Below are 23,848 nucleotides of genomic sequence, written 5' to 3'. Positions count from 1 at the left end.
ACGGACGCACGACGTATGCCGGGTGGTTGCACGGCAGTCCCCCGACCCGCAGCCGCCCCCTCAGTCCAGCCCGGCGCCGACCGGCTCTCCGACGAACGTGCGCCACAGCTCCGCATAGCGCCCGCCCCGCGCCACCAGCTCGTCGTGCGTGCCGTCCTCGGCGACCCGGCCGTCGGCCATCACGACCACACGGTCCGCGCGGGCGGCCGTGGTCAGCCGGTGGGCGACCACCAGGGTGGTGCGGCGGCCGGCGAGGCGGTCGGTCGCCTGGTTGACCTGGGCCTCCGTGGCCAGGTCGAGGGCGGCGGTCGCCTCGTCGAGGAGGAGGACGTCGGGGTCGACCAGTTCGGCGCGGGCCAGGGCGATCAGCTGGCGCTGCCCGGCGGAGAGGTTGCGGCCGCGTTCGGCGACCTCGTGCAGGTAGCCGCCGTCGAGGGTCGCGATCATCTCGTGGGCGCCCACCGCCCGGGCCGCAGCCTCGACCTCGGCGTCCGTCGCCTCGGGACGGCCGTAGGCGATGGCGTCGCGGACGGTGCCCTGGAAGAGGTACGCCTCCTGCGGGACGACGCCGAGCCGGTGGCGGTACGACGTGATGTCCAGGGAGCGCAGGTCCGTGCCGTCGACGGTGACCCGGCCGCCGGTCGGGTCGTAGAAGCGCGCGACCAGCTTGACGAGGGTCGACTTGCCGGCGCCCGTCTCGCCGACGAAGGCGACCGTCTGACCGGCGGGTATGCGCAGGTCGATGCCGGACAGGGCCGCGTCCCCCTCATCGGCACCGCCGTACTTGAAGTGCACGTCCTCGAACGCGATCTCGCCCCGCAGCGACAGCACCTCCAGCGGTTCCTCGGCCGCCTCGGTCGACGTCGGCTCCTGCAGGAGCTCCTGGATGCGGCCGAGGGAGACGGTGGCCTGCTGGTAGCCGTCGAAGACCTGGGAGAGCTGCTGGACCGGGGCGAAGAACAGGTCGATGTAGAGCAGGTACGCCACCAGCGCGCCGGTCGTCAGCGTCGCCGCGTCGATCCGTCCGCCGCCCACGATCAGCACCGCCGCCACGGCCGCCGACGACAGGAACTGCACGAAGGGGAAGTAGATCGAGATCAGCCACTGGCCCCGGATACGGGCCTTGCGATAGCTGTCGCTGCGCTCGGCGAACCGTGCGCCGCCGTCCCGCTCGCGCCGGAAGGCCTGCACGATCCGCAGCCCGGACACCGACTCCTGGAGGTCGGCGTTCACCAGCGACACCCGCTCCCGGGCGAGTTCGTACGCCTTCACGCTCGCCCGGCGGAAGTAGTACGTGGCGACGATCAACGGCGGCAGCGTCGCGAAGACGACCAGCGCGAGCTGGAGGTCGAGCACCAGCAGGGCGACCATGATGCCGAAGAAGGTGACGACCGAGACGAAGGCGGTGACCAGGCCGGTCTGCAGGAATGTCGACAAAGCGTCAACATCCGTCGTCATCCTGGTCATGATCCGGCCGGTCAGCTCACGCTCATAGTAGTCGAGTCCGAGCCGCTGCAGCTGGGCGAAGATCTTCAGGCGCAGGGAGTAGAGGACGCGCTCGCCGGTACGCCCGGTCATCCGCGTCTCCCCCACCTGCGCCACCCACTGGACGACCACGGCGACCACGCCGAGCAGGGACGCCGCCCAGACCGCGCCGAGGGCGGCCTGGGTGACACCGGAGTCGATGCCGTGCCGGATCAGAACGGGCAGCAGCAGACCCATGCCGGCGTCCACCGCGACCAGGCCGAGGCTGATGAGGAGAGGGAGCCCGAAGCCTCGCAGCAGCCGTTTCAGGCCGTACGACTCCTCGGGGCGCACCGCGCGCGCCTCGTCGATGTCGGGGGTGTCGGTCGCCGGGGGCAGCGCGTCGACCTGGGCGAGGAGCTCGGGCGTCGCCGGGGACTCGGACAGCGCCAGGTCCTTGGGCTCGCGGTCGCCGGTCCACAGCCGGGGAGTCACCCCGCGCTCGGCGTCGAACTCCGCCTCCAGCTCGTCCCGTACGGAGGTGTCCTCCTGCGGGCAGGCCGGCTGGGCGTGGCCGGGCGAGACGCCGCCGAGTTCGTCGGGGTCGGTGAGCAGGCGGCGGTAGAGGGCCGAGCGCTGCTGGAGTTCCTCGTGGGTGCCGATGTCGGCGAGCCGGCCGGCGTCCAGGACGGCGATGCGGTCGGCGAGGTTCAGGGTGGAGCGCCGGTGCGCGATCAGCAGCGTCGTCCGGCCCTCCATGACCTGCTTCAGCGCCTCGTGGATCTCGTGCTCGACCCGGGCGTCCACCGCCGACGTCGCGTCGTCCAGGACGAGGAGGCGGGGGTCGGTGAGGATCGCGCGGGCGAGCGCGACGCGCTGACGCTGGCCGCCGGAGAGGGTGAGGCCGTGCTCGCCGACCTTGGTGTCGTAGCCGTCGGGCAGCTCGGCGATGAAACGGTCCGCCTGGGCAGCGCGTGCGGCGGTGCGGATCTCCTCCTCGGTCGCGTCGGGACGGCCGTACGCGATGTTGTTGCGGACCGTGTCCGAGAAGAGGAAGGAGTCCTCGGGGACCAGCCCGATCGCGGCCCGCAGCGAGTCGAAGGTCAGCTCGCGCACATCGTGGCCGCCGACGAGGACGGCGCCACGCGTGACGTCGTAGAAGCGCGGCAGGAGCAGGGAGACGGTGGACTTTCCGGAGCCGGAGGAGCCGACGACGGCGAGGGTCTCGCCGGGGCGTATCTCGAAGCTGAGCCCGTCCAGGACGGGGGCGCCCGGGTCGGCGGAGTCGCCGTAGCCGAAGGCCACGTCGTCGAACTCGACGGTCGCGGGGGCGTCGGCGGGCAGCGTCTTGGTGCCCTCCTTGATCGACGGCTCGGTGTCGATCAGCTCAAGGACACGCTCGGTGCCCGCCCGGGCCTGCTGCCCGACCGTGAGCACCATGGCGAGCATCCGGACCGGCCCGACCAGCTGGGCGAGATAGGTGGAGAACGCGACGAACGTACCGAGGGTGATGTGCCCGCGCACCGCCAGCCAGCCGCCGAGCGCGAGCATCGCGACCTGCCCGAAGGCGGGGACGGCCTGGAGCGCCGGGGTGTACTTGGAGTTGAACCGGATGGTGCGCAGCCGCCCCGCGAAGAGCCGCCGGCCGACCTCCCTGAGCTTCCCGGTCTCCTGCTCCTCCTGCCCGAAGCCCTTCACCACGCGTACGCCGCTGACGGCGCCGTCGACCACGCCCGCGACGGCGGCGGCCTGGGCCTGGGCGTACCAGGTGGCGGGGTGCAGCTTGGTCCGGCTGCGCTTGGCGATCCACCACAGGGCGGGTCCGACGGCCAGCGCGACGAGGGTGAGCGGGATGGACAGCCAGGCCATCACGGCCAGGGAGATCAGGAAGAGGGCGAAGTTCCCGATGGTCATCGGGAGCATGAAGAGCAGGCCCTGGATCAGCTGGAGGTCGCTGGTGGCGCGTCCGACGACCTGCCCGGTGGACAGCTCGTCCTGGCGCCGCCCGTCCAGCCGGGTGATCGTCTCGAACATCTCGGTCCGCAGATCGTGCTGGACGTCGAGCGCGAGGCGGCCGCCGTAGTAGCGGCGTATGTAGGTGAGGACGTACACGGCGAGGGCTGCGGCTATGAGCAGCCCCGCCCACACCGCCATCCCCCGGCTGTGATCACCGATGACGTCGTCGATGATCACCTTGGTGATCAGCGGGACGATCGCCATGACGGCCATACCGGCGAGCGAAGAGCCCAAGGCCAGGACGACGTCCTTCGGATAACGCCATGCGTACGCGGCCAGTCTGCGCGCCCAGCCCTTCGACTCCCCCTGCTGCGCTGCCACGCGGTGCCCTCCGTTTCGGCCTGATCTACCGGAAGGCACCAACGCGGACGAGCTCGGATTTCATCCCGCCGCAACAAACGGGGGCAATGCGCTCAGATACGTACTCGCAGGTAGTAGAACCGGGTCGTCTGTACGGCGTTCTGGTTGTCGTCGCTGACCAGCAGCACCTTGAGGCGTCCCTTCGAGTACCCCGTGATCGCCATGCCCTCGATGTTGTCGAGCAGCGGGTTCGGCTGGGGCTGCTTGGCGGTCGCTCCCAGTGACGGGCAGTTCACGAGGTCGGCGAGGAGGGTCTTCCTGATGAGACGTACGTCGTCCTGCCCGGTCAGGTTCTCGACGCCGCTGGTGTCCGTCGCCCGGCGCGGGTCGGCCAGGTAGAGGCGGACGGTGTTGCCGACGCCGGAGGTGAAACCGCGCTCCAGGACGAGGAGGCGGCCGTCGGGGGTGGCCTGGACCTCGGGGACGCCGAGGCCGGTGTCGGCGCGGTAGGCGTACTGGCGGCCGAGCTCGAAGGGGTCGCCCTTGTCGTCTTTGCCGCGCCGCCAGGTCTGGAAGCGGACGATGCCGGCGCTGTCGCCGCTGAGCGCGTACTCCATCGAGGCGAGCAGGGTACGGCCGCCGGGCAGCAGGGTCAGCCCCTCGAAGGTGCCGTTGGAGACGGCGCGGCCGGCCGGAACGACCCTGAGCGCGTCCGGCACGGGGAGCCGGTCGAGGACCCTGCCGTCGCGGGAGTAACGGCGAACGGAAGGCTCGGTCTCGGAGGAGATCAGCCGCGTGCCGTCCCGGTCCACGACGAGTCCCTCGGAGTCGAGGGCGGCGCCGTTCTCGTCGGCGAGCGGGGTGACGGCGTTCGGCGCGAGGGTCCCGCCGTCCAGCCCGAAGAGGGCGGAACGGTCGGACACGGCCGCGAGGGAGCCGTCCCGGTCCACGGCGAGCCCGGAGAAGTTCCCGACGAAGGTGCCGGCGTACGTCGTCTTGTCGAGCGCGTCGGAGAAGCGGTCGATGGAGACGGTGGGCGAGCAGGCGTGGCCGTCCGGCGAGTTGACGTGCCCGCCCTGCGGGATGGCGTGGGCGTTCGCCGGGCCGGCGGCGGTGAGGCAGGTGGCTGCCGCCAGGCCCGCGGTGGCGGTCGCGAGTACGGTTCTCAGGCGCATGGGGGCACCGTAGGACGGGTGGGTGACGCAGGGGAGACCGGCTCGTGAAGCGTCAGCTCGCGGCGAGGTCCTTGTGGATGGCCTTGGCGACGCCCTGGATGGTCGAGATGCCGTAGTTCATGGTGCTGTTGCCGTGGGTGAGCACCGTGACCATGTAGTCGTGGCCGCCGCCCTTGAAGGTGCCGACGCTGTGCACCCGCCAGCCGTGGGTGGCCCGCTCCAGCCAGCCGTTCTTCACGGCCACCGAGACACCGGACGGCGCTCCGTACGGCGTGCCCCAGCGCTGCGAGGAGACGACCTGGCTCATCAGCTTCAGGATGTAGGAGCGGGAGTTGTCGCTCAGCACGGAGTTGCGGGCCGTGAGGAGCTTCAGCAGCTTCTGCTCGTCGGTGACGGTGATCTGGGTCAGGCCCCAGTAGCCGTCCGAGCCGGGCTTGGTCTGGGTCATGCCGGCGGCGGTGAGGAAGCCCTTGATCTTCGTCATGCCGAGCTGCTTCCAGAGCGTGCGGGTCGCGGCGTTGTCGGACTTGGTGATCATGGCCTTGGCGAGGGACACCTCCCGGTCGGTGAGATACCGGTCGTGCTTCTTCGCGTCCCACAGCAGCGTGGCCAGCACGGTGACCTTGACGACGCTGGCGGAGTCGAAGGCGGTGCCGGGCCGCAGCGTGCAGGTGGTGTTCGTGGCACGGTCGTACAGGCCGACCGCGACGGTGCCCTTGCGGTTGGCGAGCGCCGCGGTGATGTCCTTCTTCAGCTTGGCGGCGAGGCCGTCCTTGGCCGACGTACAGCTGACGGTGGGTGTGGTCGCCGCGGCGGCGGGCGTGGCGGCCGCGAGGGAGGGCACCAGCACGCCCGCACCGACCCCCACCGCGACGAACGCTCTCGCCCGTCTGGAAACGCCTCTTGACTTTTCGCTCGGTGTCCCGTGATTCATGCCCTCTTGACTCGTGAGGCGGATGGAAAGGTTGTACGCGGGGGAAAGGTTCTGAGGCTCTCGGGTGTGATGACCGCTGACGACGTGTTGACCGTCCTGTCCCTGCTGCGCGAGGCGCGGGCCGATGTCCGGATCGGGGGCGGCCGGGGGATCGACGCCCTGGTCGGGGAGCAGACCCGCGACCACGGCGACCTGGACCTGATGCACCGCCAGGAACAGGAGACGGCCGTGGTGACGGCCCTGTCCGCCGCGGGTTTCGCGGAGACCCTGGACCGGCGGCCCGTCCGGTTCGTGGTCACGGCCCGGGACGGGCGGGAGATCGATCTGCATCCACTGGTCTTCGCCGAGGACGGCTCCGCGGTGCAGGCGTCACCCGAGCCGTCGCGCCCTTTCAAGTACCCCTCATCCTGCTTCGTGACGGGCACGATCAGCGGGACGACGGTCCCGTGTCTGTCCGCCGAGCAGCAGGTTTACTTCCATCAGGGGTACGAGCCGAGGTCCCGGGACCGGCATGACATGGCTCGGCTGCGGCGGGCTTTCGGGGTTGGCACGTACTTCTGGGGGGCGGCGGCGCGACACCCACGGCCCTGACCGTCTGTCAGTCGTAGAAGAACAGCTCAAGGTCCTCGACCGACCCTGGCCCGGTCAGGAAGGCCTCGGCCTGGGCGATCTCATCCCCTGGTGGCAGCAGGCCCTCTCGGAGCCGCGTCATCCATCTCTCACCCTGCTCGCCGATCGCATAGATCCCTGACAGCAGCTCAGCCATGCCCGCAGGGTGTGTCGGGCTGTGCCCGACGACGGGCCGGAGTTCCCATCCACCCGCCCTGGCGGCGAGCCGGAGCACACCGGCCCAGTTGGCGATTCGCCCGATGCGTACGTGCCACGAGTCTTCGGTGAACGGCGCCGGTCGACCGCCGTGCAGGGCATGGGTGGCAGCCCTGATGTCCGCGATCACCTGCCGTTCCACGGCATCACGGACCCAGCGCCCCTCCTGCGATTCCTCGACGGCGGCAGAGAGCCACACCCATGCGCCGTCCAGCCGGGATGCGAACTTGTCCATGCCAACAGGTTTCCATCCCTTGCAGACCCTCTTTGCAGACCCCTTTGAGAATCCACAGCAAACCGCCAGGCACGGCACAGCCCGCACCCACCCCCGCCGCACACGATGCGCGGGTGACATCAGCCACCGATCCCCACCCCCACACGACCGTGACCACCCCCGACGCGCCCCCGCCGAGTCCGGCCCCGCCCGCGTCGTCCCCGGACAAGGCACCGCGCTGGTCGCTCCCGGCCCTGCTGGCGATCCTGATCCTGGCGGCGGTGCTGTACTCCTGGAATCTGTCCGGGTCGAGCCTCAACAGCTTCTACAGCGCGGCCGTGCTGAGCGGTACGCAGAGTTGGAAGGCGTGGTTCTTCGGCTCGCTGGACGCGGGGAACTTCCTCACCGTCGACAAGCCGCCGTTCGCCCTGATGGTGATGGGGCTGTCGTGCCGTGTCTTCGGTTACGGCACCTGGCAGATGATGCTGCCGATGGTCCTGGTCGCGCTGGCGACGATCTGGATCGTGCACGCCTCGGTGAAGCGGGTGTGGGGCCACGGCGCGGCGACGGTCGCCGCTCTGGTGCTGGCCCTGACCCCGATCACGGTCGCGATCAACCGGGACAACAACCCGGACACGCTGCTGGTGTTCCTGATGGCCGGCGGCGCGGCGCTCGCCCTGCGGGCCGTCCGCAACGGCAAGTTGCTGCCGGTGGTCGGCTCCGCGGTCTGCTTCGGGCTCGCCTTCAACACCAAGATGCTCCAGGGCTACATCGCGCTGCCCGCCGTCTTCGCGGTCTACCTGTACGCGGCCAAGCCGAAGCTCGTGAAGCGGATCGTCAATCTCCTCATCGCGGGCGTCGCCCTCGTCGTCTCCAGCTTCTGGTGGGCAGCTGCCGTCTCGCTCGTGCCCGCCGACGAACGCCCGTACATCGGCGGTTCGACCGACGGCACGGCCTGGGACCTGATCATGGGCTACAACGGCCTCGGCCGGATCCTCGGCGGCGAGGGCAACGGCGGAGGAGGCGGTGGCGGGGGCGGTGGTTTCTCCGGGACCGCCGGGATCGGCCGCCTCTTCAACGACATCCTCGGCGGCCAGATCTCCTGGCTGATCCCCTTCGCGGCCATCGCCTGCGTCGGCGGCCTCGTCCTGTGCGGCCGCGCCCCGCGCACCGACCTCACCCGTGCCGCGCTGCTGATGTGGGGCGGCTGGACGGCCCTGCACTACCTGACCTTCGCCATGGCCGAGGGCACGATGCACCCGTACTACGCGACCGCGCTCGCCCCCGGCATCGCGGCCCTGTGCGGAGGCGGCGGCGTGATGCTGCTGCGCGCGTTCCGCGCCGACAAGCGGTGGGCGTGGGTGCTGCCGGCGGGGCTGGCGGTCACCGCCGTCTGGGCCGTCGTACTCCTGCGCCGGGCCTCCGGCTGGAACACCTGGCTGTGGCCGACGATCGCCGCCGTCATGGCGCTGGCCATCGTCGGACTGCTCGTCTTCCGCTCCGCGTCCGGCAACCGGCTGCGGCTGCTGGCCGCCTCCGTGACGGCGGCGATCGTCGCTGCGGTCGCGGGTCCGGCGGCGTACGCCTGGTCGGTGCCGTCCGGTTCGAGCGGCGGCATGGGCGGCGGCACGAACCCGACGGCCGGGCCCTCGACGGGGAGCGGCTTCGGGGGCGGGCCCGGCGGAGGCGGCGGTCCCGGCGGGGGCAGGGGCGGCTTCGGCGGCGGCGAGATGCCCGGCGGCATGCAGCAAGGCGGGCCGAACGGCCAGGCCGGCGGGCAGCAGCAGGGCCAGGACGGTGAGCAGGGCGGCTTCCCCGGCGGGGGCGGGCAGCAGCAGGGCCAGAACAGCGGCGGGCAGACGATGCCGGGCGACGGCAACGGCCAAGCCCCCGACGGGAACAGCCAGACCCCCGGCGGCACCGGCGAGATGGGCGGCACGCCGCCGAACGGCAACGGCGGTACGGCACCCGGCGGCACGGACACCGGCACCGGCACCGGCACCCCGCCCGGCGGCATGGGCGGCGGCGGCATGGCCGGCGGCCCCGGTGGCGGTATGGGCGGCGCGAGCAGCGAGCTCATCGCGTACCTCAAGAAGCACCAGGACGGCGCCAAGTGGCTGCTGGCGGTGTCGAGTTCGCAGAGCGCGGCGCAGCTGATCCTCAACAGCGGTGAACCCGTGATCTCCATGTGGGGCTGGTCCGGTAGCGACAAGGCGATGACGCTCGCCAAGCTCAAGGAGCTGGTCAAGAAGGGCGAGCTGCACTACATCCAGATCGGTGGCGGCGGCATGGGCGGCGGCCCCGGCGGCGGAAGCAGCGTCAGCACCGAGGTCACGGAGTGGGTGCAGAAGAACGGGACGGCGGTGAAGGAGAGCGACTACAGCTCGACTTCCGGCTCGACCACGAACTCGGACTCCAGCTCGGACAGCTCCTCCCAGAGCACCCAGTCGACCATCTACCGCCTGGACCCCTCCGACGTCAGCTGACCCCAGCCCAGCCCAACCCCGACTCCCAAGAACGGCCCCCGGCCCACCAGCCGGGGGCCGTTTCGGCGTCAACTAGCTCACCCATGCCCCGATTTGCCGTTTCCCGTCACCCGATGGACACGTGCAAACCCTCGACACGGCCACATGTCCATGTCACTCTCCCGTTTGCCGCCTCCATTCAACCCGCGTAGATGGGACACCCCACATGCTGGCGACACACATACGCCACCGCCGCTGGAAGTCAGTGGCGCTGACGACGGCCGCCGTCCTGGTCGGTCTCACGGCCCCGGCGCTCACCGCCTCCCCGGCCGCCGCGACCACGACGGAGTACGACGACACGTACTACGCCGACGCGATCGGCAAGACCGGCACGGCCCTGAAGGACTCGCTGCACACGATCATCAGCGACCAGACGAAGATCTCGTACTCGGCGGTCTGGAACGCGCTGAAGGCCACCGACCAGGACCCGAACAACAGCAGCAACGTTCTCCTGCTGTACAGCGGCGTCTCCCGCAGCAAGTCCCTCAACGGCGGCAGCACCGGCAACTGGAACCGCGAGCACACCTGGGCCAAGTCCCACGGCGACTTCGGTGAGGCGATCGGCCCCGGCACGGACCTGCACCACCTGCGCGCCTGCGACGTTCAGGTCAACAGCATCCGCGGCAACCTGGACTTCGACAACGGCGGCAGCGCCGTCACCAACGGCGGCGGCAGCACCGTCGACTCCGACTCCTTCGCGCCCCGCGCGGCGGACCGGGGCGATGTGGCCCGCATGATCCTCTACATGGCCGTGCGCTACGAGGGTGACGACGGCTGGGCCGACCTGGAGCCCAACGAGAAGGTCAACAACGGCAGCAACCCCTACATGGGCAAGCTCTCCGTCCTCAAGGCATGGAACGAGGCGGACCCGCCGAGCGCCTTCGAGGAGCGCCGCAACGAGGTCATCTACGACACCTACCAGCACAACCGCAACCCGTTCATCGACCACCCGGAGTGGGTCGAGGCGATCTGGTAGGCGACCGGAGCCGCGTCAGGGGCCCGTCGGCCGTCGGCCCGGCCCCTGGCGCGTTCGATCACCACCTGTCCAGCCGAATGACCTGCGCCGATCCGCTGCCGTTGACCCGGCCATGAAGAAGATCAGCGCGCTCGCCGCGCTCACCATGGCAGCCCTCGTGCTCGCCGCCCCGGCCCACGCCGACGGCCGCGACCGAGGCCGTATCAACATCGCCGGCTACTCCACCGGCGACCTCTGCAGGGAGGCACTCTCGGTCGTCCCGTTCGCCGTACCGCTGACCGGCCCCGCGGTGAACGACGCCTGCTACGACCGTGACCACGACGACGACACGCGCGACCAGGCCGGCGTCACATCGCCCCGCGCCGCATCGCCCGGCGTCGCATCTCCCGGCCTCTCATCGCCCGCCGTCGCAGCGCCCATCATCGCAACGACCGGCATCACACCGTGAGGTGCGTCGGCGCGAACATCCGCAGCACCGCCGGGAGGACGACCACCGACGGGCCAGGGGTCTGAAGCGCCTTCGCCAGATCCGCTTCCAGGGTCTCCGGGGTCGTACGGACCCCGGGGACACCGAAGGACTCCGCCAGCGACACATAGTCCGGCCGGGTCAGCTCGGTCGCCGTCGCCGCGCCGAAGGCGTCCGTCATGTACTCGCGGAGGATGCCGTAGCCGCCGTCGTCGACGATGAGCCAGGTGACGTTCAGGTCGTACTGGCGGGCGGTCGCCAACTCGGCGATCGAGTAAAGCGCCCCGCCGTCACCCGACACCGCCAGTACCGGGCGGGTCGGGTCCGCGACCGCCGCGCCGAGGGCCGCCGGGAAGCCGTAGCCGAGGCCTCCTGCGCCCTGGGCGGAGTGCAGGAGGTTGGGGCCCTTGGCGTCGAAGGCCGACCAGGCCCAGTAGGCCAGGATGGTCATGTCCCAGAAGGACGGGGAGTCGGCGGGCAGGGCACGCCGTACCGACGCCAACGTCTCCTGCTCCAGGGTGAGTTCCTGCCCGGCGATACGGTCCGTCACCTTCGCGAGCAGTTCACGCACCCGCTCCGGCGCCGACGGATCCGGGCGCTCGTCCACCGTCTCCAGCAGCGCCTGCAGGGCGAGGCGCGCGTCCGCGTGGATGCCCAGCGCCGGGTGGTTGGACTCCAGTTTGCCGAGGTCGGCCTCGATCTGGATGACCCGGCCTCGCGGCTTGAACGTGTGGTAGTTGGAGGACAGTTCGCCCAGGCCCGAGCCGACGACGAGGAGTACGTCCGCGTCCTCCAGGAGGTCCGTGGTGTACCGGTCCTCGATCCACGACTGCAGCGACAGCGGGTGCTGCCAGGGGAACGCCCCCTTGCCGCCGGGGGTGCTGACCACCGGGGCCTGGATCAGCTCCGCGAGCTGCCGCAACTTGCCGCTCGCGTCGGCCCGTACCACTCCCCCGCCCGCGATGATCGCCGGGCGGGCCGCCTTGGACAGCAGGTCGGCCGCCACCGCGGTCAGTTCGGGGCGCGGCGGCAGTTCCTCCGGGAACGCGTCGCCGCCCGTCACCACCGGGATCGATGTCTCGGCCAGCAGCACGTCCTGCGGGATCTCCACCCACACCGGGCCGTGCGGGGCCGTCAGCGCCGACTTCCAGGCCGCCTCGATGGCGGACGGGATCTGGGACTGGGTGCGGACCGTGTGGACCGACTTCACCACACCCCGGAACGAGGCCGCCTGGTCGGGGAGTTCGTGCAGGTAGCCGTGGCGGCCGCCGCCCAGACCCGCCGTCGGGATCTGGCTGCTGATCGCCAGGACGGGGGCGGAGGCCGCGGCCGCCTCCTGGAGCGCGGACAGCGACGTCAGCGCGCCCGGGCCCGTCGACAGCAGCAGCGGGGCCGCCTCGCCCGTGATCCGGCCGTACGCGTCCGCCGCGAACCCGGCGTTGTTCTCCACCCGCAGCCCGACGTAGCGGAGATCGGACCGCCGGAGCGCGTCGAACATGCCGAGGGCGTGCTGGCCCGGCAGCCCGAAGACCGTCGTCGTGCCGAGCGCCGCCAGCGTCTCCACGACCAGGTCCCCGCCGTTGCGGCCCGGAGGCGGATTCAGCGCGGCCTCCGTCTGGGCGGCGGTGGGGCGGAGTACCAGGTCGTGGTCGTGAGTCACTGCGCTTCCGAGTCCTTCCGGGCCGCCGCGATCTGGCGGGACATGATCGTGGTCAGTTCGTACGCCGTGTGGGACGCGGCCACCGACGTGATCTCGGCGTGATCGTACGCGGGCGCCACCTCGACGACGTCCGCCGAGACCAGGTTGCAGGACGCCAGACCGCGCAGGATCTCCAGCAGCTCCCGCGACGTCATGCCGCCCGCCTCGGGCGTACCCGTGCCGGGCGCGTGCGCCGGGTCCAGGCAGTCGATGTCGATGGAGATGTAGAGCGGGCGGTCGCCGATGCGCTGACGCAGCTGGTCGGCGACCTCGTCGGCGCCACGGCGGTAGACGTCCGAGGACGTGACGATGCCGAAGCCCATCTTCTCGTCGTCGGTGAGGTCCTGCTTGCCGTACAGCGGGCCGCGCGTGCCGACGTGGGAGAGGGCGGAGGTGTCGAGGATGCCCTCCTCGACCGCGCGCCGGAACGGCGTGCCGTGGGTGTACTCGGCGCCGAAGTACGTGTCCCAGGTGTCGAGGTGGGCGTCGAAGTGGAGCAGGGCGACCGGGCCGTGCTTCTTCGCCACCGACCGCAGCAGCGGCAGGGCGATGGTGTGGTCGCCGCCGAGGGTCATCAGGCGGGCGCCGGTGCCGAGCAGCTCGTCGGCCGCCGCCTCGACGGTCTCCACGGCCTCGTTGATGTTGAACGGGTTCACCGCGATGTCGCCGCCGTCCGCGACCTGCGCCAGCGCGAAGGGGGACGCGTCCTGCGCCGGGTTGTACGGGCGCAGCAGCCGGGACGCCTCACGGATCGCGTTGCCGCCGAAGCGGGCGCCCGGCCGGTACGAGACGCCCGAGTCGAACGGCACACCGACCACGGCGACATCGGCGCGGCCGACCTCGTCGAGGCGCGGGAGCCGGGCGAAGGTCGCGGGTCCGGCGTACCGCGGGATGCGGGAGGAGTCGACGGGGCCGCGGGGCGTCTCGTTGCTGCTCATGCGGAAATGCCTTCTTTCCTACTTCTCATACGCTTCATCGCGTATGCGGGATATCTGCCTACGACTCTACTGGTGAGCCGGCACTGGTTCGGACGCGAGTTCGGGAGCCCGCCCGGCGAGACGCTCACGCCAGGCGGCGAGTACGGCGGCGTCGGTCGGCCTTGTCATCAAGGAGACGGCGACGTACGCGGCGAGGGAAGACAGCAGGCCGTAGTAGACGGGCTCGTTGGCCAGGATGCCGTGGGTCGCCATCAGGGTGATCACCGCGACGCCGCCGACGACGACCGCGGCCAGCGCGCCCTGCACGGTCCCGCGCCGCCACAGCAGCCCGCCGAGGATCGGCACCAGCAGTCCGCCGACCAGGAGGTTGTAGGCGACGGTCAGCGCCTCCACGACGTTGTTCAGCGCGATCGCCGTACCGATCACGGCGAGGCCCATGAGGAGGATGAAGGCGCGGTTGCCCTTGACCTCGTCGTGCTCCTCCCCGTCCGGACGGACCACGCCGCGCAGCCGCGACCAGATGTCGTTGTTGGCGACGGTCGCGCAGGCGATCAGCGCGCCGGAGGAGGTCGACATCACGGCGGCCAGGGCCGCGGCCAGCACCAACCCCCGCACACCTACGGGGAGTTCGTCCTTGACGATGGTCGCGAAGGCGGCGTCCGCGCTGCCCAGCTTCGGGTACAGCACCTTGGCCGCCGTACCGATGACGGCGCCCGCGAGGGCGTACACGAGGCAGTACGTGCCCGCGACCGTCCCGCCCCACTTGGCGGTGCGGTCACTGCGCGCCGTGAACACGCGCTGCCAGATGTCCTGCCCGATGAGCATGCCGAAGGTGTAGATCAGGACGTAGGTGAAGATCGTCTCGCCGCCGATGCCCAGCGGGTCGAAGTACTCGGTGGGCAGCTTGGCCTTCATCTCGCTGAACCCGCCCGCCTTGACGACGGCGATGGGAAGCAGGAGCAGCAGCACGCCCACTGTCTTCACCACGAACTGCACCATGTCGGTGAGGGTGATCGACCACATGCCGCCGAGCGTCGAGTAGGCGACGACGATCGAGCCGCCGAGGACGATCGCGACGGTGCGGTTCATGTCGAAGAGGACGTCGAAGATCGTGGCGTACGCGATGGTCGACGTGACCGCGAGCATGAGGGTGTACGCCCACATGACGACACCGGAGATGACACCGGCCCGGCCGCCGTAGCGCAGGTCGAGCATCTCGGAGACGGTGTAGACCTTCAGGCGGGCTATACGGGCGGAGAAGAACACGGAGAGGGCGAGGAGCCCGAGGCCGATGGTGAAGACCATCCAGGCGCCGGAGAGCCCGTACTGGTAGCCGAGGCCGACGCCGCCGATGGTGGACGCGCCGCCGAGGACGATCGCGGCCATGGTGCCGGAGTACATGGTCGGCCCGAGCCGCCGTCCGGCCACCAGGAACTCGCTCTTGGACTTGGCGCGGCGCATGCCCCACCAGCCCATGGCCAGCATGCCGGCCAGATAGACGACGATGACGGTGTAGTCGACGGCCACGGGGACCTCCCTCAATCGAACGCTCGAATCGCCAGGGGGGTGACAGACGTCGACACTAGGTGGCCGGAAAGCGACTGCGAAGTGTACGTTTCATCCATTCGTGGTCGCATGAATAGAGGAAACATCCATATGCCGGACCCGGCTGTTCCGCCCACCCCACCGGTACCGCTCGCCGCGCTTCTGGCCCGCGAGGACCTGGCCCTGCGCCAGATCGCCGGACCGGCGGACGCGGGCACGGTGATCCACTGGGCGCACACCTCGGAGATGGCCGACCCGTATCCGTATCTGCTGGGCGGGGAACTGCTGCTGTCGGCCGGGGTGCACATCCCGGAGGCGGCGGGGTCGGGGACGTACTTCGACGACTACGTGTCGCGGATCGTCGCGGCGGGCGGCGCGGCGCTCGGCTTCGGGCTCGCGCCCGTGCACGACACGGTGCCGCGCGCGCTGGTGGAGGCGTGCGACACCTACGAGCTGCCGCTCCTTGAGGTCCCGCCGCAGACCACCTTCTCCGGCGTGGCCCGCGCCGTCTGGCAGCTGATGGCCCAGGCCCGGCACGCCGAACTGCGCCGTGTGACGGAGGCCCAGCAGAGCCTGGCCGCCGCGGCCGCCCGCCCGGATCCGGTGCGGGCGGTATTGCGGCAGCTGGCTCAGCGGGTGGCGGGCTGGGCGGTGCTGTACGGCCTGGAGGGGACGGAGGTCGCGTCGGCGGGGAGGGCGCCGGACGAGGCGGTCGGCGGGTTGCTGGCCGAGCTCGCGGAGGTCGTACGCCCCTCGGGCCCGGGGACGCCCACGTCCGCCACCGACACCGCCGCCGGCACCCACCTGGCCGCCTACGCCCTCGGCGCCGGTCCCGGCTTCGTCCTCGGGGTGGCTGCCGCGCACCGCGACCCCGGCGACCACACCATCGCCTCCGTCGCCGCCGTGCTCCTCTCCCTCCTCACCGGCGAGCAGCAGAGCGGCTCGGGAGCGGCCCGCTCCTCGGCACTGGTACGGCTGCTGCTGGGCGCCGCACGACAGGAGGTCGCCCCGCTCCTGGGCGAGGGCAGCCGGCTGGTGGTGCACGCCCGTCCCGACGCCGGGCCCTGCGACCCGGTGGCGGCCTCGGCGCTGGGCGCGGCCCTCGGCTCCCCACTGGTCGACCTGGCGCCCGACGTCGTACGCGTCCTCGTCCCGGCGGACCGCGAACCGGCCCCGCAGCCCGGCTGGACCCTGGGCGTCAGCGCCCCGGCGGCGGCGCCGGACTGGCCGGCGGCGGACGTCCAGGCGGCGCGGGCCCTGTCCCGGGCGCGGGCCACCCGCACGCCCCTGGTCCGGCACGGCGCCCGCCGCCCCGCCCTCACCGACCTGCTCTCCCCCGACGCGGCCGAGGCCCACGCCCGCGCACTGCTCGCGCCGCTGACGCCCCCGCTCACCGAGACCCTGCGCACCTGGCTCTCCCTGCACGGCAGTTGGGACCGCACGGCCGTCGCCCTGTCCGTCCACCGCAACACGGTCCGCCAGCGGATCGCCCGGTGCGGGGCGCTGCTCGACACGGACCTGGACGACCCGGACGTACGTATGGAGCTGTGGTTCGCACTGCGCAACGCCGAACTGCCCGGCACCCCACGCTGATCTGCACAGTGACCCGCGTCGCACGCGCACCGGACTCAACCATTCCGCCCAGTTGTCTGCCTCACAATGGGAACCATGCCGATACCCGGGACACCCAGCCGCGCCGAGCTCGTCGACCACCTCGTCAGAACGCGTATCGCGGGCGACGTCGCCACTCCCCGCGAGAACAACCTCTCCCACTACCGCAAGCTGGCGAACGGCGACCGCCACTACTGGCTCGGCCTGGAGCTCGGCGACCGCTGGACCGACGAGCAGGACGTGCTCGCGGTGATGGCGGAGCGCGTCGGTGTCAACGACGACGCGGAGCACCGGCACGGCCAGGACACCATCGACCCCGAGCTGACGGTGGCCGCGCTGGAGCGGATGGCGGCCCGGCTGCGCAAGGCGGCGGACGGGCAGCAGCGGGTGCTGTTCGCGACCGGGCACCCGGGCGGCCTGCTGGACGTCCACCGCGCGACGGCGGACGCCCTGCGCGCGGCCGGCTGCGAGATCGTCGTCATCCCGGAGGGCCTGCAGACCGACGAGGGCTACGTCATGCAGTTCGCGGCCGTCGCCGTCCTGGAACACGGCGCCACCCTCTGGCACACCCACTCCGGCGACCCGATGAGGGCCATCCTCACCGGCCTGGAGCGCGAGGGACGCCCGCTGCCGGACCTGGTGGTGGCCGACCACGGCTGGGCGGGCTACGCCGGCCAGCACGGCGTGGACTCCGTCGGCTACGCGGACTGCAACGACCCGGCGCTGTTCCTCGCGGAGGCGGAGGGGACGGTGCAGGTGGTGGTGCCGCTGGACGACCATGTGGTGAGCCCGCGCTACTACGACGCCATGACGGCGTACCTGCTGGCCGAGGCGGGCCTGGTCGAGTAGAGGGTCGCGCCGGAGGGGCGGGCCAGAGGGTCAGGCAGCCTTCCTCATGCCGCCTTTAGGTCAAGACTTAGTAAAGTGGCGCGCGTGATCATTGCTGCCGCATCCGACGCACCCGTCGGCGGGGTCGCCGGCTGGGCCGCCGGGCTGATGGAGAAGCTGGGCGGTCCCGGTGCCGGGCTGGCCATCGCCCTGGAGAATCTCTTCCCTCCGTTGCCCAGCGAGGTGATCCTGCCGCTGGCCGGGTTCACGGCGAGTCAGGGCGGGATGAGCCTCTTCGCGGCCGTCGTCTGGACGACCGCGGGTTCGGTGGTCGGCGCGCTGGCCCTGTATCTGCTCGGCGCGCTCCTCGGCCGGGACCGGCTGATCGCGGTGGCGGCGCGGCTGCCGCTGGTGAAGGCCGCCGATGTGGAGCGGACCGAGGCGTGGTTTCTGCGGCACGGCACCAAGGCCGTCTTCTTCGGCCGCTTCGTGCCCGTCTTCCGCAGCCTGATCTCGATACCCGCCGGGGTCGAGCGGATGCGGCTCCCGGTGTTCCTCGCCCTCACCGCGACGGGCAGTCTCATCTGGAACACCGCCTTCATCACCGCCGGTTACGCCCTCGGCGCCCGCTGGCACGAGGTCACCGACGTGGTGGGGCTCTACTCCAAGGTCATCCTGGTGGTCGTGGGCGTGGCGGGCCTGGCATTCGCCGGGATACGGCTGTCACGGTCGGGGCGGCGGCGACAGGGACGGCAGCAGAGGCAGCAGCAGGGGCAGAGGCAGGGTGCGCCTTGAGCGCCGCGATCCAGCCCTGTTGCGGGGTGTAACCGCTGCGGTTGCAGGCACTGCTGAGGCATGTGTGACTGGTGGGGACCCCAATCTCCTGCTCCTAGGGGAAACTTCATGTCCGAACGCCCTTCCCACCGCACCGGCTCCGTCGCCGTCTGGTCCGACTTCTGCGCCGTGCCCCCCAGCCCGCAGCTGCGCGAGCGGCTTCTGGAGGAACAGCAGCGCATCCGCAGTTCCTCACCACTCGCCCGGCAGTTCGCCGTGAGCGGCGATCCCCGCCACCTCGGCCTCAACGACGCCATGCTCTTCCCGGCCCACGAGTACCCGGTCGGCACGCCGCGTGCCACCATCGCCGCCGCGGCCGCCGAACGCAGGCCCCTGACCGGCGCCGTACGCGTGGTGGTCGTCCTCGCCGACTTCGGCGACAAGCAGATGACGCACGACAAGGAGCACTTCGAGAAGCTGTTCTTCTCGCTGGGCGCGATGCCGAACGGCAGTGTCCGCGAGTACTACCGCGAGGTGACCCACGGTCTGGTCGACATCGTCGGCGAGGTCGTCGGCCCCGTCCGGCTGCCGAAGGACCTCTCCTGGTACGCGAACGGCAACTTCGGCATTGGCAAACCGACCGGTCAGCCGCGGGCGCACTTCATGGCCAGGGACACCGCGATGGGCGCCGACCCCCAGATCAACTACGCCCCGTACGACAACGACGGCAACGGTTTCGTCGACGCCTTCATCGTCGTGCACGCGGGACAGGGCGGCGAGGTCACGGGTGACCCCGGCGACATCTGGTCGCACAAGTGGACCCTGCCGGACGCCTACAACGCGGACGGCGCCCGCATCTTCGCGTACCTCACCATCCCCGAGGACGCCAAGATCGGCGTCTGCGCCCATGAGCTGGGGCATCTGGTGTTCGGCTTCCCCGACCTGTACGACATCGACAACACGTCGGAGGGTGTCGGCAACTGGTGCCTGATGGGCGGCGGTTCCTGGGGTGGCGGGGAGGGTCAGGAGGGTGAGCGGCCGACGCACCCGTCCGCCTGGTGCAAGATCAACCAGGGCTGGGCGTCGGTGTCCAACGTCACCGGCTCGACGACCCTGTCGATCCCCGACGTGAAGAACAGCCACCAGGTGCACCGGCTGTGGACCGGCGGACTGCCGGGCAGCGAGTACTTCCTAGTGGAGAACCGCCAGCGCACCGGCTACGACGACTCGTTGCCCGGCGACGGGCTGCTGATCTGGCACATCGACGAGCACCAGCCGGACAACTCCGACGAGAGCCACTACATGGTGGGCCTGGTGCAGGCCGACAACGAGCACGACCTCGAATGGTCGGCGAACCGCGGCGACCCCGGCGACGCCTACCCCGGAAGCACCGGCAACACCACGTTCGGCCCGACGAGCACTCCCAGCTCCCACTCGCACTCGGGTGCCCCGACCGGTGTGTCCGTCACCGGCATCTCGGCCTCCGGGCCCACGATGACGGCCAAGGTCGCGGTCACCGTGCCGGGGCCGGTCCATATGCCGGTGGGCGTCGGCGCGGCGCAGGCCGAAGCTGACGGGGAGACCGGTCTGACCGAGATGATCCACGGCCTCCAGTCGCGGCTGGAGGCCCTGGAACAGGCCGTGGCAGGGGACGCGCGCAGGCCGGCCGAGCCCGCCCTCGAAGGCAGCCCACGCCACGATCGCGACGGGACACCGCGCACCGCGGAGTCCGGCACCGGCAGCGGGCGCGGCTATCGCCGGTCCTAGAACCGGCGACAGGACCACGGGCGAGAGCGGGCGAGGACGGAGGTCGCGAGTGCCATGGTGCAGGCGATCGAGAATCTCACCGCGCTGACTGTCCGCCTGGTCTCCTCAGGTCCGCATCCGCGGCTGACGGGCTGGGACCGGCTGGTCGTCGACGTCCTCGACGGCCGGCCGGTCGCCGGCTATGCCGACCTTCTGTCCCGCCGGGTCGGACACCGCCTGGACATCGCTGTGCCGAGCACCCTCGCCGCGGGTCTGGCCCCGGGCACCGTCATCCGGCTGCGGGCGAGGCTCGCCGGAGGTGAGGCACTGGCGGAAAAGCGCCCGCCGCCGGGCACGTTCACGGTGGAGCCGCCCTGACGCCCGGCAACCCCGCTCAGCGCGGTACCCGGACCACGCCCTCCTGGATCACCGACACCGCGAGCCGTCCGTCCTGCGTGTAGATCCGCGCCTGTCCGAGCCCCCGCCCCGCGTACGCCGACGGCGACTCCTGGTCGTACAGCAGCCACTCGTCCGCGCGGAACGGGCGGTGGAACCACATCGCGTGGTCCAGCGAGGCCCCGACCACATCCCCCACGGCCCAGCCGCCGCGCCCGTGGGCGAGCAGCACCGAGTCCAGCAGGGTCATGTCGGAGACATAGGTGGCGAGCACGACATGCAGCAGCGGGTCGTCGGCCAGCTTGCCGTTGGTGCGGAACCAGACCTGGGAGTGCGGCTCACGAGGCTCGCCGAACTTTCCGTACGGCGGCTCGTCGACGTAGCGCAGATCGACCGCCTGGCGCGCCTCCAGGAACCGCTCGACGACCGCCGGGTCGAGGTGGTCGTACCCGCGCAGGCGCTCCTGGGAGGTGGGCAGCGACTCCGGGTCGGGCGAGGCGGGCATCGAGGTCTGGTGGTCCAGGCCCTCTTCGTACGTCTGGAAGGACGCCGACAGCGCGAAGATCGGCTTGCCGTGCTGGACGGCGACCACCCGGCGGGTGGTGAAGGAGCGGCCGTCGCGCATCCGGTCGACGTTGTAGACGATGGGCGCGCCCGGGTCCCCCATGCGCAGGAAGTACGCGTGCAGGGAGTGGGCGGGCCGGTCCGCGGGCACCGTGCGGCCGGCGGCGACGAGCGCCTGGGCCGCGACCTGGCCGCCGAAGACCCGGGGGACGACGGCGGAGCGGGACTGGCCGCGGAAGATGTCCTCCTCGATCTGCTCCAGGTCGAGCAGATCGAGGAGATCATGCAGTGCCTCGTTCATGGCACCTTTTCTACTGGCAGGGATTTCAGGAGCCCTACGGACCGCCTCACAGGCCCGTGTGCTTACAGGCCCATGTCCTTCGCGATGATCGACTTCATGATCTCGCTGGTGCCGCCGTAGATGCGGTTGACGCGGTTGTCCGCGTACAGGCGAGCGATCGGGTACTCGTTCATGAAGCCGTAGCCGCCGTGCAGCTGCAGGCAGCGGTCGATCACACGGTGGGCGACCTCGGTGCAGAAGAGCTTCGCGGAGGCGGCCTCGGCGGGCGTCAGCTCACCGGCGTCCAGGGCCTCCAGTGTGCGGTCGGCGACGGCCTCGGCGGCGTCGACCTCGGCCTGGCAGGCAGCCAGCTCGAACTTGGTGTTCTGGAAGGAAGCGACGGACTTGCCGAAGACGGTGCGGTCCTGCACGTACTCCTTGGCGAACCGGACGGCCGCCTTGGCCTGGGCGTAGGCGCCGAAGGCGATGCCCCAGCGCTCGGAGGCCAGGTTGTGGCCGAGGTAGTAGAAGCCCTTGTTCTCCTCGCCGAGGAGGTCCTCGACGGGGACCTTGACGTCGACGAAGGCCAGCTCGGCGGTGTCGGAGGTCTTCAGACCGAGCTTGTCGAGCTTGCGGCCGACGGAGTAGCCCTCGGACTTGGTGTCCACGGCGAACAGGGAGATGCCGTGGCGGCGGTCCTCGGCGCTGGGCGCGTCGGTGCGGGCGCAGACGATCACACGGTCGGCGTGCACGCCACCGGTGATGAAGGTCTTGGCGCCGTTGAGGACGTAGTGCGTGCCGTCCTCGCTCAGCTTGGCGGTGGTCTTCATGCCCGCGAGGTCGGAACCGGTGCCCGGCTCGGTCATCGCGAGGGCCCACATCTCCTCACCGGAGACGAACTTCGGCAGGAACCGCTTCTTCTGCTCGTCGGAGGCGAGCATCTTGATGTACGGCAGACCGAGCAGCACGTGCACACCGGAGCCGCCGAACTGCACACCCGCGCGGGCGGTCTCCTCGTACATCACCGCCTCGAACTTGTACGAGTCGATGCCGGCGCCGCCGAACTCCTCGTCGACGCGGATGCCGAAGACACCCAGCTCGGCGAGCTTGTAGTAGAAGTCGCGGGGCGCCTGGCCCGCCGCGAACCAGTCGTCGTAGACCGGCACGACCTCGGCCTCGATGAAGGCGCGGATGGTCTCCCGGAACGCCTCGTGATCCTCGTTGAACACCGTACGGCGCACGCCGCCCACCTCCACCGGTACATGTCTAAGCGCTTGCTCACTCAACCGTACCGGCGAGTATCCACAGGCGTCCAGAGGTCAAGGTCCGTAACGCTCGTCACGCTCGGAGTCCTACGCCCCTCCGGTGGTCGTACTCCAGCCCGTGCTCGGCGCAGGGCCGACCCGCCTCACGTGGGCAGATCATCGAGTACGCGGTGACCCGCGCGCGGTACACCCGGTACGGCGCCGACGGCCCGACCTCTTCCGGGGCGAGCGCACGGCCGCCGCGACCGGCGGGACCCGGGATGACCCGCAGCCCCTCCAGCGCCTCCGCCCCGTCCAGCTCCGCCGCCGTGGCGGTCAGATACAGCGCGCGGGGCGCCGCCGTGCCGACCGGGGCGCGGGAGTCGTGGATGACGATGCCGACGCGGGGCTCGTGGGCGATGTTGCGGGAGTGTGTGACGTCCGGGGACGAGGCCCAGTAGAAGTCACGGCCGTCCTCGGTGGAGTAGAAGACCGGCGCGGCCCAGGGGGCGCCGTCGGGACCCACCGTGGCCAGCACCATGTACATGTTGCCGTCGATGATCGCCCGCGCCGCGCTGCGGGCGCTCCCGGCTTCTCGGCCATGCGTCCCCCTCGTTCGACTCACGAGCTGACCACTATGACGGCCGCCACCGGCATTACTCCACCCCCGCCGCCCCGAGCGCCCCCCGGGCCATCCGGTGCAGCAGCACCGCCGTAGTCCCCCGCCCCGGCAGCGACCCCGGGCGCCCCAGATGCGGGGTGGAGTTCAGCAGGCCGAAGACCGAGTGGACCGCCGAGCGGGCCGTCGGTTCGGTCAGGTCCGGGTACACCTCGCGCACCACCTCCACCCACAGCTCGACGTACTGCCGCTGGAGCTGCCGTACGAGCTTGCGGTCGCTGTCGCGCAGGCGGTCCAGCTCGCGGTCGTGCAGGGTGATGAGGGGACGGTCGTCGAGGGCGAAGTCGATGTGGCCCTCGATGAGGGAGTCGAGGACCTGGTCGGCCGGCACCCCGTCGGCCTCCGCGAGGCGCCGCTTCGCGCCCGTCAGCAGCTGACCGCTGATGCCGACCAGGAGCTCGGCGAGCATCGCGTCCTTGCCGGCGAAGTGCCGGTAGAGACCGGGGCCGCTGATGCCCACGGCGGCGCCTATCTCGTCGACACCGACGCCGTGGAAGCCGCGCTCGGCGAAGAGCCGCGCGGCCTCCTTGAGGATCTGTTCGCGGCGGGTGGGGGCGTCGGTTCTGGTGGCCATGGAAGCAATTCTAGACAGGGAGGTTAGCGGTCGTTAACCTGAAGGAAATGGTTAACGCTCATTAACACGCCCAAC

The 23,848-nt window shown here is 71.0% G+C and carries 20 protein-coding genes; 9 read left to right on the top strand and 11 right to left on the bottom strand.

Going from position 1 to position 23,848, the window contains the following annotated elements; all coding sequences use genetic code 11:
• Positions 1–60: 60 nt before the first annotated feature.
• From ACFWYS_RS16330 to ACFWYS_RS16320, 3 genes are all read right to left on the bottom strand, one after another.
• Positions 61–3,801: an ABC transporter ATP-binding protein gene (locus ACFWYS_RS16330; RefSeq protein ID WP_384768359.1), complete on the bottom strand. Its 3,741-nt coding sequence runs from the start codon at positions 3,799–3,801 to the stop codon at positions 61–63.
• 92 nt (positions 3,802–3,893) lie between these two features.
• Complete coding sequence (locus ACFWYS_RS16325) at positions 3,894–4,955, bottom strand: esterase-like activity of phytase family protein (RefSeq protein WP_384768356.1); 1,062 nt, start codon at positions 4,953–4,955, stop codon at positions 3,894–3,896.
• Positions 4,956–5,007: 52 nt separating this feature from the next.
• Positions 5,008–5,889 (bottom strand): serine hydrolase, encoded by an 882-nt coding sequence (locus tag ACFWYS_RS16320; RefSeq protein ID WP_384768353.1) that lies wholly within the window; start codon positions 5,887–5,889, stop codon positions 5,008–5,010.
• A 69-nt stretch (positions 5,890–5,958) separates the two neighbouring features.
• Between ACFWYS_RS16320 and ACFWYS_RS16315 the strand changes: the two genes are divergently transcribed.
• A complete protein-coding gene (locus ACFWYS_RS16315) occupies positions 5,959–6,480 on the top strand; it encodes a nucleotidyltransferase domain-containing protein (RefSeq protein ID WP_384768350.1) in 522 nt (173 codons plus the stop codon).
• A 7-nt stretch (positions 6,481–6,487) separates the two neighbouring features.
• On the opposite strand, the gene ACFWYS_RS16310 is transcribed toward ACFWYS_RS16315, so the two are convergent.
• Positions 6,488–6,949 (bottom strand): hypothetical protein, encoded by a 462-nt coding sequence (locus ACFWYS_RS16310; protein ID WP_384768348.1) that lies wholly within the window; start codon positions 6,947–6,949, stop codon positions 6,488–6,490.
• Positions 6,950–7,062: 113 nt separating this feature from the next.
• On the opposite strand from ACFWYS_RS16310, the gene ACFWYS_RS16305 reads away from it, so the two are divergent.
• The 3 genes from ACFWYS_RS16305 to ACFWYS_RS16295 all read left to right on the top strand — a co-directional run bounded on the left by ACFWYS_RS16305 (position 7,063) and on the right by ACFWYS_RS16295 (position 10,877).
• Positions 7,063–9,414 (top strand): ArnT family glycosyltransferase, encoded by a 2,352-nt coding sequence (locus ACFWYS_RS16305; RefSeq protein WP_384768345.1) that lies wholly within the window; start codon positions 7,063–7,065, stop codon positions 9,412–9,414.
• Positions 9,415–9,619: 205 nt separating this feature from the next.
• Complete coding sequence (locus ACFWYS_RS16300; RefSeq protein WP_384768342.1) at positions 9,620–10,429, top strand: endonuclease I family protein; 810 nt, start codon at positions 9,620–9,622, stop codon at positions 10,427–10,429.
• A gap of 112 nt (positions 10,430–10,541) precedes the next feature.
• Positions 10,542–10,877 carry a hypothetical protein gene (locus tag ACFWYS_RS16295; RefSeq protein ID WP_384768339.1) on the top strand — a complete coding sequence of 112 codons (336 nt, stop codon included), beginning with the start codon at positions 10,542–10,544 and terminating at the stop codon, positions 10,875–10,877.
• On the opposite strand, the gene ACFWYS_RS16290 is transcribed toward ACFWYS_RS16295, so the two are convergent.
• The 3 genes from ACFWYS_RS16290 to ACFWYS_RS16280 all read right to left on the bottom strand — a co-directional run bounded on the left by ACFWYS_RS16290 (position 10,867) and on the right by ACFWYS_RS16280 (position 15,059).
• Positions 10,867–12,555, bottom strand: coding sequence for a thiamine pyrophosphate-binding protein (locus tag ACFWYS_RS16290; protein WP_384768336.1), 1,689 nt, complete (start codon positions 12,553–12,555; stop codon positions 10,867–10,869). The two genes, ACFWYS_RS16295 and ACFWYS_RS16290, sit on opposite strands and share 11 nt — an antisense overlap.
• A complete protein-coding gene (speB, locus tag ACFWYS_RS16285) occupies positions 12,552–13,532 on the bottom strand; it encodes an agmatinase (protein WP_384768334.1) in 981 nt (326 codons plus the stop codon). Before speB ends, ACFWYS_RS16290 begins: the two co-directional genes overlap by 4 nt.
• A 66-nt stretch (positions 13,533–13,598) precedes the next feature.
• Positions 13,599–15,059 (bottom strand): sodium:solute symporter, encoded by a 1,461-nt coding sequence (locus ACFWYS_RS16280; protein WP_384768331.1) that lies wholly within the window; start codon positions 15,057–15,059, stop codon positions 13,599–13,601.
• Positions 15,060–15,188: 129 nt separating this feature from the next.
• Between ACFWYS_RS16280 and ACFWYS_RS16275 the strand changes: the two genes are divergently transcribed.
• The 5 genes from ACFWYS_RS16275 (at position 15,189) to ACFWYS_RS16255 (ending at position 20,414) form a co-directional block, all read left to right on the top strand.
• Positions 15,189–16,670 (top strand): PucR family transcriptional regulator ligand-binding domain-containing protein, encoded by a 1,482-nt coding sequence (locus tag ACFWYS_RS16275; protein ID WP_384768328.1) that lies wholly within the window; start codon positions 15,189–15,191, stop codon positions 16,668–16,670.
• Positions 16,671–16,745: 75 nt separating this feature from the next.
• Positions 16,746–17,537, top strand: coding sequence for a phosphatase (locus tag ACFWYS_RS16270; RefSeq protein WP_384768325.1), 792 nt, complete (start codon positions 16,746–16,748; stop codon positions 17,535–17,537).
• Between the two features lie 147 nt (positions 17,538–17,684).
• Entirely contained in the window at positions 17,685–18,311 is a 627-nt protein-coding gene (locus ACFWYS_RS16265) for a DedA family protein (protein ID WP_384768546.1), read from the top strand.
• A gap of 108 nt (positions 18,312–18,419) precedes the next feature.
• The gene (locus ACFWYS_RS16260; protein WP_384768322.1) at positions 18,420–20,057 is read left to right on the top strand and encodes a M6 family metalloprotease domain-containing protein; all 1,638 of its coding nucleotides are present in this window, start codon (positions 18,420–18,422) and stop codon (positions 20,055–20,057) included.
• A gap of 54 nt (positions 20,058–20,111) precedes the next feature.
• The gene (locus tag ACFWYS_RS16255; protein ID WP_384768320.1) at positions 20,112–20,414 is read left to right on the top strand and encodes a hypothetical protein; all 303 of its coding nucleotides are present in this window, start codon (positions 20,112–20,114) and stop codon (positions 20,412–20,414) included.
• A 16-nt stretch (positions 20,415–20,430) separates the two neighbouring features.
• Here ACFWYS_RS16255 and ACFWYS_RS16250 read toward each other — a convergent pair whose 3' ends face one another.
• The 4 genes from ACFWYS_RS16250 to ACFWYS_RS16235 all read right to left on the bottom strand — a co-directional run bounded on the left by ACFWYS_RS16250 (position 20,431) and on the right by ACFWYS_RS16235 (position 23,773).
• Entirely contained in the window at positions 20,431–21,297 is an 867-nt protein-coding gene (locus tag ACFWYS_RS16250; RefSeq protein ID WP_384768318.1) for an acyl-CoA thioesterase, read from the bottom strand.
• Between the two features lie 62 nt (positions 21,298–21,359).
• Positions 21,360–22,517: an acyl-CoA dehydrogenase family protein gene (locus ACFWYS_RS16245; RefSeq protein ID WP_384768315.1), complete on the bottom strand. Its 1,158-nt coding sequence runs from the start codon at positions 22,515–22,517 to the stop codon at positions 21,360–21,362.
• A gap of 97 nt (positions 22,518–22,614) precedes the next feature.
• Positions 22,615–23,145: a pyridoxamine 5'-phosphate oxidase family protein gene (locus ACFWYS_RS16240; protein ID WP_384768312.1), complete on the bottom strand. Its 531-nt coding sequence runs from the start codon at positions 23,143–23,145 to the stop codon at positions 22,615–22,617.
• Between the two features lie 31 nt (positions 23,146–23,176).
• Positions 23,177–23,773, bottom strand: a complete 597-nt coding sequence (locus ACFWYS_RS16235) for a TetR/AcrR family transcriptional regulator (RefSeq protein WP_384768310.1) — start codon at positions 23,771–23,773, stop codon at positions 23,177–23,179.
• Positions 23,774–23,848 lie beyond the last annotated feature (75 nt).

The organism is Streptomyces sp. NPDC059010, from assembly GCF_042740355.1.
Classification (GTDB): Bacteria; Actinomycetota; Actinomycetes; order Streptomycetales; family Streptomycetaceae; genus Streptomyces.
The sequence above is the reverse complement of the archived record's forward strand: the minus strand, read 5'-3'. Positions and strand labels throughout refer to the sequence as shown.